5 protein-coding genes, 1 tRNA gene and 1 pseudogene are annotated in these 8,146 nt (G+C 25.0%); 4 read left to right on the forward strand and 3 right to left on the reverse strand.

The features are described 5' to 3' along the window. Positions 1–280: 280 nt before the first annotated feature. A complete protein-coding gene (locus QZ288_RS08475) occupies positions 281–1,282 on the reverse strand; it encodes a hypothetical protein (RefSeq protein ID WP_295157682.1) in 1,002 nt (333 codons plus the stop codon). Positions 1,283–1,448: 166 nt separating this feature from the next. Between QZ288_RS08475 and QZ288_RS08480 the strand changes: the two genes are divergently transcribed. Beyond that, positions 1,449–1,532, forward strand: a tRNA-Leu gene (locus QZ288_RS08480). Positions 1,533–1,562: 30 nt separating this feature from the next. Further along, positions 1,563–1,919, forward strand: a complete 357-nt coding sequence (locus QZ288_RS08485; protein WP_295157684.1) for a response regulator — start codon at positions 1,563–1,565, stop codon at positions 1,917–1,919. Here the strand turns inward: QZ288_RS08485 and QZ288_RS08490 are convergent. Both QZ288_RS08490 and QZ288_RS08495 read right to left on the reverse strand, forming a co-directional pair. Next, positions 1,914–3,698 (reverse strand): HAMP domain-containing sensor histidine kinase, encoded by a 1,785-nt coding sequence (locus QZ288_RS08490; protein ID WP_295157685.1) that lies wholly within the window; start codon positions 3,696–3,698, stop codon positions 1,914–1,916. The genes QZ288_RS08485 and QZ288_RS08490 overlap by 6 nt on opposite strands. Before the next feature lie 5 nt (positions 3,699–3,703). Further along, positions 3,704–4,309, reverse strand: coding sequence for an HAD-IA family hydrolase (locus QZ288_RS08495; RefSeq protein ID WP_295157687.1), 606 nt, complete (start codon positions 4,307–4,309; stop codon positions 3,704–3,706). Positions 4,310–4,775: 466 nt separating this feature from the next. Here QZ288_RS08495 and QZ288_RS08500 point away from each other — a divergent pair, with 466 nt between their 5' ends. Then, complete coding sequence (locus QZ288_RS08500) at positions 4,776–6,815, forward strand: hypothetical protein (protein WP_295157690.1); 2,040 nt, start codon at positions 4,776–4,778, stop codon at positions 6,813–6,815. A gap of 21 nt (positions 6,816–6,836) precedes the next feature. Further along, positions 6,837–8,146 (forward strand): annotated as a pseudogene (locus QZ288_RS08505) (AAA family ATPase); the annotation flags it as partial.

Here is an 8,146-nt window from a genome sequence, read left to right on the forward strand (position 1 = left end):
GAATTGAATTGAATTGAATTGAATTGAATTGAATTGAATTGAATTGAATTGAATTGAATTATAACTAAAAACCATATATATATTATATACTATAATGCATTTTATGTCAAATTTATACGCATTTTATATATCATTTAATCTTTCCTATACAAACTACAGAATATTTTTAATTATATAATATCAAATAATACCAATACTATTTAATATAATTTTATTAAAAAACACTGTATGAATCTACAAATATTATAATATAAGAAATTTAAAAATAAAAGTTATATAGTTATGAAGATTTAGTAAACCTTATAGATGTTACATTATATTTATTAAGCCTTAATATAAACATTGCCAATATCAATGCTAAAAAGAATGAAGCTATTATAAAATAATTAGCTATTGATATTCCTGTTTCATTTTTAATATTATTAAGTCTTTGTGATTTTGAGTTTATACTTTCATCTATAGCATTAGCTTCCGAAATATTTCCTCTTTCCATTAATGAGCCTTTTCTCATTCTCAAACTATCTATTTCCTTAATAATACTGTCAGCTTCTTTGTCTTTTTTTATTTTGCCGTATAAACTGTATCCCCAAGTACCTATTCCTATAATTGATAAAATAGATGTTATTATTATAAGAACTAATATAAGAAATTTTCTTTTTTTTATGCTTAAATTTGATATATTTAATGATTTTGCTTTTATTTCTTCAATATGATCTACAAGTTCTTTAGATTCAGGATATGCTAACTTAGCTTCTTCTATGCATGATAAAAGATTTAACATTGATTTATATCCTTCAGATCTTTGAAAGCCTAAATAGAGTTTATCTATTTCCTTTATCTTATCTTCTACAGTATGCTTAACTATTTTAGGCTTAAAAAAATATGCTTTTTTATTTTTCTTCTTTTTATTGCCTTCATCTGTATTTTCTTCATCTTCATCTTCTATAAAATTAATATCATCATTTTCATTATTATCAATAAAACCCCTGTCTAATTTTCTTATTCCGCCTAATGTACTTTCATGACTTACTGTATTTCCATTTTTATCCTTTACCTGAACTCTTATTCCGAATGTATTTCTAAACATAGCTTCGGCACTTTCTACACTGGTATCTTTATTTATAACTATAAAAGCTTTTTGATTTTTTCTAGGATCTGCTATTTCAAATAGTTTAATATTGTCAGATTTATGAGCACCCTTATATATTCCTAATGATATTCCGAATTCTCTGTCAAAAGCATCAAGCAGCTTCGATACTGACATATCTAATGTAATCTTCATAATCAATCCTCATTTTACGGCTATTTTATCATATTTTACAATAAATAAAACATATAACTATAAAAAAAGAAAAAATATATAACATAATACTTGATTTTTCTTTACAATAATTTATAATTTAGGCTATTAAAAAAAATACTATAATATGTTTTGATAAATACATACTGCCGAGATGGCGAAATTGGCAGACGCAGCAGACTCAAAATCTGCCTGAGGCAACTCAGTGAGGGTTCGAGTCCCTCTCTCGGCATATATAAATTTCTATAAATGAGTGTGCCCTATGAATTACTCAGCTATAATAATAGACGATGATGGTAACAGATTAAATAAACTTAAAGCTGCTTTAGAAAGTTCATCTGTGAATGTGTTTATAGCGAATAATTTATATGAACTTATAAGTAAAATATATAAATATGATATAAAAATACTAATATTTAATCCTAATATCGCTTGGATTAATGTTATAGAATTTATTTCAGAACTCAAAAAACTTCCTAATTTTGATGAACTTACAATATACTTTTTGTATGAAAATATAGCTGCAGATTTAGAAAAAGAAGCAGAAAAACATAATATAATATGCATAAAATATCAGTCTAATATTAAAAAATTGGCAGAAAAAATAATATCTTTATAGCTTAATCATAAATTTTATAAAAAATGTAGTTCCTTCATTAATTATAGATTCCACATCTATAGTTCCATTATGTTCTGATATTATTTTTTCTACAGTTGAAAGTCCTATTCCTGTTCCTTTTTCCTTTGAAGTGAAATACGGCTCAAATATTTTATTTAGATTACTCTTTTCTATACCAATTCCTGTATCTGTGATGCTTATTACAAAAAATTCATTTAAATCTATAATTTCATGATATGATGATATATAAATAATAGAGTTTTCTAGTTTTTCCATAGCTTCTATAGAATTTTTTATTAAATTTCTAAAAGCCATCATCAATTTTTCTCTGTCCATATTTATGAAATAGTCATGCTTGCTTAAAGCTACATAAAATTTCGTATCGCCTGTATTTTTGAAAGATTCTAAAACTTCTAGTAAAGTTTTATTCAAAGACTGCTTATCATCTGATAATTTTATAGAAAATGAAAATTCAGAAAAAGATTTAGTCAAATTAGCAATGGCATCGGCATTTTTTATTATAAGTTTTGCAGATTTTTTAATTTTTTGAACATCATTATCCGTCATATTTTCAGATATTTTACTATCTATAAGTTCAGCATTCATTATTATAGGCATAAGCGGATTTTTTATTTCATGTGCTACTTTAATAGCAGCTTCCCTCCAAGTTTCCAATCTTGATCTAGTATTCTCTCTGTCCCTATGATATTTTAATGCCCTAGCCATTATATTAAATCTATGTATGAGATTTCGCATATCATGAACTCCGCCAAGTTTCATATCTATATTAAAATCAGCATTTGTTATAGAATTCGTAGCATTGAGTATTAAACTTATAGGTCTTGTTATAAGCCTTGACAAAGCTATTCCAAATATTATAGAGAAAAAAACGGATATTCCAAGCACAAATATATATATAAGATTAAGTATAATAGAAAATTCATTTGTGAATATATTTACAGAATTGTATATTCTAAATGCTTCTAAAGCATTATCTCTAATATCTATATAATTTTTCGGCATAGCTTCAGACCATACGGCATAATTATTACTATATGATAATGGTATAATGGCATTTACATAAAATGATTCATTATATTCGCTGTTTATAAATATTGTATTTGTATTATTTAATTTATAATTAATATTAAGAGGTATATAGTTCGCCAAATTAAAGAATATTATATCATTTCCGCTGTATGAATTAGATATAAAAACTATATTCTTAAAATAATGCGAATCTTTTAATATTTTTCTTATATCATCAGAATTCATACTGCCTATTTGCAAGCTATGAAATAAATTATTGAAATATCTTATACCTAATTTTTCAATAGTGTCAGACATAAATTTCTGCTTATCTGTTATTTCTTCATTTGAAATATCAATTATATATTCTATTGAGCTGTTAATATTCTGATTCAAAAATAAATTTAAATTTGTTTTTATTATATATGTAGATATTTTACTTATAAATATGCTTGGAATAACTGTCATAAGTCCGATTATAAATACTATCACCAATTTTAAATGAGAACCTTCTTTTTTCATTATAGCATCGGCAATAAATTTGATTATAATAATTATTCCTATAACAATACTCGTAAACGGAAAGAACATTATAGAAAACATATAAAACTTATTAGTGATATTAGGCTCATATATAAAACTGCTTGTCCAAATAGCTGCTATTAAGTTTATAACTATAACTATAAAACTTGGAAATAATATACTATATCTTGTTTTTATTTTTAAAATCAATTTTTTAATTATATTCATAATAATTATTTTTTAAGTATATCTTTTAATATAATTTTCATATCATCTATTTTTTTTAACTGTACAGCATTTATTCCTATTTCTATAGCTGTATTAACATTATTTATATTATCATCTATAAAAAGACATTCTTCTGCTTTTAAATCGAATTTTTTTAGAAAATACTCATATATATCTTTATTAGGCTTAATCATATTTATATGTGCTGAAACAACTCCTCCGATACATACATCATTAAAAAAGTCTGTTTCTTTTATCAGTTTTTCAAATGTTTCTGACGGCATATTTGAAAGATAGTATATATCATAGCCTTTATTTTTATATTCTTCTAATAATGAAATATTATTTTTATTTTTATTAAGACATAATGTTAAAGCACTGTCAAATAAGTCATTTATAATTTTTTCATATTTAGTATTAGTTTTTATAAATAATTTTCTAGCATCTTCAAATGCTAAATCTCCTTTATCCATAAGATGCCAATTTTTATTTTCAAAAGTATTTTCTAAAAACTGTTTTTTATCTTCATCATCTATATTTTTATCAATAAATCCATTCACATCAAACTGATATAATACATTACCTATATCCGATATAATATTCTTAATCATAGAGAACATACCTTTACAAAAATTATTTTATTATTATATTTTTGATGAAATGTTTGTCAAGTAATATTATAATTTTTATAAAATATTATGTTAATTTATAATTACAGTATTGACAAATAATAAAAAAGAATTTATATTGTAATAACTCTGCTGTTCTCGTTAAGCGATTGTACATTCTTGTGCCGGTATAAATTAATGCATAAGGGATCTAGAGTGAAGCATTAATGATAGGCTCGCCGTTATCGCGATACGGTTTTGAGAAATCAAGGTCATGTTTCTTAGGAGCCCACCTGACGCGAAAGCTCAGGCACATTTATGTCGTGTACGGCTCAGCGGAGCTTTTTTATAATTCAAGCAATTCATTCCAATAATAAAACATTTCAAGTAAAATTCACTTTAGCCGATAACTAATAATAGTTTTTTATATCTTTTTATTAAGATAATTATTATTCAAAGGCTAAATATTATGAATGAAAATAAAAAGCAAAAAATAATGAAAACAGTTTTAAGTTTGATGATATCTTTTCTCATCATTTTTATAGCAGCTATGTTCGCCCGTGCTGCAAGCAATACTATACTGCCTGAAAATAATTCTATAGCTATATTTATAAATGATTATTTAGATATGATGATGCAGAAAATGGATAAAATAGCGGTAAAAATGAAAATAAAAAGAAACAGCGTATCTGAATATCAGGTTAATTTAATAACTCAGTCTATATCTGATTATGTGGGATATAATATGTATCAGGCGGCTGATTCTTTAAAAGATTTTGATCCTAATAATATACCTGTCAAAAAAGAGTTGGAAAAATATAAAAATAGTTATTATAAAATGACAGTTGAAAATCCTTATTTAAGGGGAATGACTATTTTTAATATAAACGGCAAAATGCTTTTTAATTTATATTTATCAAGAAATAAATCTTGGCCCCTAGAACTGCATGATAATCTAATAAATGAAATAAAAAATAAAGGCTCTTTGGTTTTAAATGCTACTAATGAAAATGCTTTTTATATAATGGAATATATTAAAAATTCACATGGAGAAATAATAGCTGCAACTAGAAATGATTATGCTTATGTATCTGATATTGCTATGTATTATCAGGTTGCTGATAAAAGACTTTATGTAAGCGATGCTAGAAATTCTGTTTATAATGTAAGAGATGCCGTTGGAGACAATAATATAGAAAAAGTTTCAAGTCTTATAAATAAATATGCATATTATAAAAAACAGCCTAGCTTTATGGTTAATGATTCTCTTTCGGTTTCTATGATAGGCAAGGAATATCCTAATTATTTTGAACTTATAGTACTTGCTTTAACTGCACTTTTGATATTGGCTTGTCAGTTATTGATTAAAGCTTTAGTTAATTTCTTTAAATATCTTATGCAGATTAAGAGAAATAGAAATTATGTTGAAAGCGTAAGGGGAAGCGATGAGCTTATAAGTAAAAGCATAGTTAATACCAAACTTCCTAAATCAAATATTATTGAGGATATGCCTCCGATTATTCAAAAAGTACATTATAAAGTGCCTGATGAATATTTAAAAGAAAATAATACTTCTAAAAAAGATGATAATAAATTTAATATAGGCAATGATATATTAAATATAGTGTCTTCTATAAAAGAAGAGATAAATATGTGTAAAAATAGATTTTCAATTTCAAAGGAAGATATTGCAGAAGATTCAAAAGAATATTCTGAAAATGCTGAGAATACTGATAGTATATCAGAAAATATAACAACAGTAGAAGAAAGTATAACAGCAGCAAAAGATACAAAAAATGATGAATCTGTATTAATAGAAAATAATGATAGTATATCAATAAATGAAAATAATAATAATGAAATAATAGACTATGATATAGAAAATGCATTCGCCTCTATAAAAAGAGATTTGCATGAAGAATATGAGAGAGCTATTGAAGAAACATTTGATATAGGGGATATAGAGGATATATATAGTAATAATGAAATATATAATAGTGATGAAAATACAAATTCATCTGATAATGCATTGATATTATCAGATAATATTGAAGATGATGCAGAAAATATGAAAGATGATAATATAAAAGAGTTTATGTCTATATCAGATGAACAATTAAATAATATATCAGTAAATAATACATTTAAAACTGTTAATGAAAATGATTTAAAAATAAATAATGAATTTAATAGAAAAATAGTAAAAAATGATTTATTATCAGCTTCTAAAAATAATAATGAAAAAGATAATAATTTATTATTTGAAATCAAAAAAGAAACTGATTATATAAATAATGATTCTCATAATATTAGTGCGGATATATTAAATTCATACAATAAAGCTCTCGATAATATAAGAATGAAAAAAGAAAATGATTCTGAAAAAACAGAAATAAAAACATCTGATAATTCAAGGGCAGATGATGTATTTGCAGCTTTTGATAAAATGCTTTCTTCTATAATAAATAAAGCGGAAGAAGATGCTAGAAAAAGCATAACAAAAAAATAATAGTTGTTTAGAGGTGATTATATGTCTGACAAACATAATAAGATATCTATCTTTGTATATGTATCTATATTAATAAATTTAATAGTTTTGGCTTTATTTATTACATTTGTATTTGGGCTTAAAAAAGATGCTTTTGATGTTGATACAAAAAAGCTTGATAGAAATGCTTTGATATGTCAGAATAGCATAGTAAATCTTGTAAAGGATTATGATGAAAGACTTAATAAGATAGTTGATAGCTATCCTTTTATAAACCTATTACAGCAGGTTATATTAAACGGCATAGATGAAGCTGAGAGAGACAGAATTATCTCTATATTTAGAAGCGGAAATTATCCTTTTGATACTGTGGCATTGTATTTGGCTGACGGCAAGCCTGTATTTTCTTCTCCTGCAAAAACCAAGCCTGCCGATTTGGAGAATTATAAGAAATCTAAGGCTATTGCATTTTTCGATAAGGATTATGACGGCGTATATTTTGTAAAGCCTATAAAAAATGACAGAGGAATAGAAGTAGGCTATATAGCGGCAAGCGTATTTAAAAAAATATTTGAAAATACTTCATACAATTTAAACTTTGCAGTTCTTCCTAACGGCGTAGTTTATTATAATCCTTCTATAGACATTAACAGCATATCTATAGACAGCTTAACACAATATATGAATAATGATACAGGAAGTTCTGGAAATATTGAAACTGATAATAGCACATTTGCTTTTTATTCAGGAAAGGTTAAGGGTATAGATAATTTTAGTGTGGGTATATTAGAATTAAGCGTGCCTATAGTTCAGAGATATTTAAAATATATTATATTAGCTCTTTTATCATTATCTTTTATTTTTTTACTGACTTCTTCTTTGATGGAAAGATCAGCAAATGTCAGTAATATTGAAAAATATGAAGATGATGAAGAGAACATATATGATGAAAGCGAGCCTCCTATAAATAATTATGCTAATGCTAATATTGTAAATGATGAAGAATTTGATATAGATGATTATGACAGCGATATAGAAGATTTAGATAATGATAGCATACAATATTTGAATAAGAGAGATAAAATAACAAAAAATAGTAAAATTGATCTGCCTAATATAGATGATGTTGAAGATATAAAATTAGATGATGTATTGGAAGACGGCGGAGAATTAATAAAAGATGATGATGATGAAGTAATAAAATTAGATGATATATCTTCTTTAGAAAGCGAATTAGATGAGGAAATACCTAATTTAGACGATGTATTAGAAGAAACAGAGGAAACAGAAGATACAGCAGATACTACAGAAGACAATAATAATGAAGATTATCCTGATATGAAAGATTATTC

The sequence above is a fragment of the uncultured Brachyspira sp. genome, assembly GCF_910578695.1.
GTDB lineage: Bacteria > Spirochaetota > Brachyspiria > Brachyspirales > Brachyspiraceae > Brachyspira.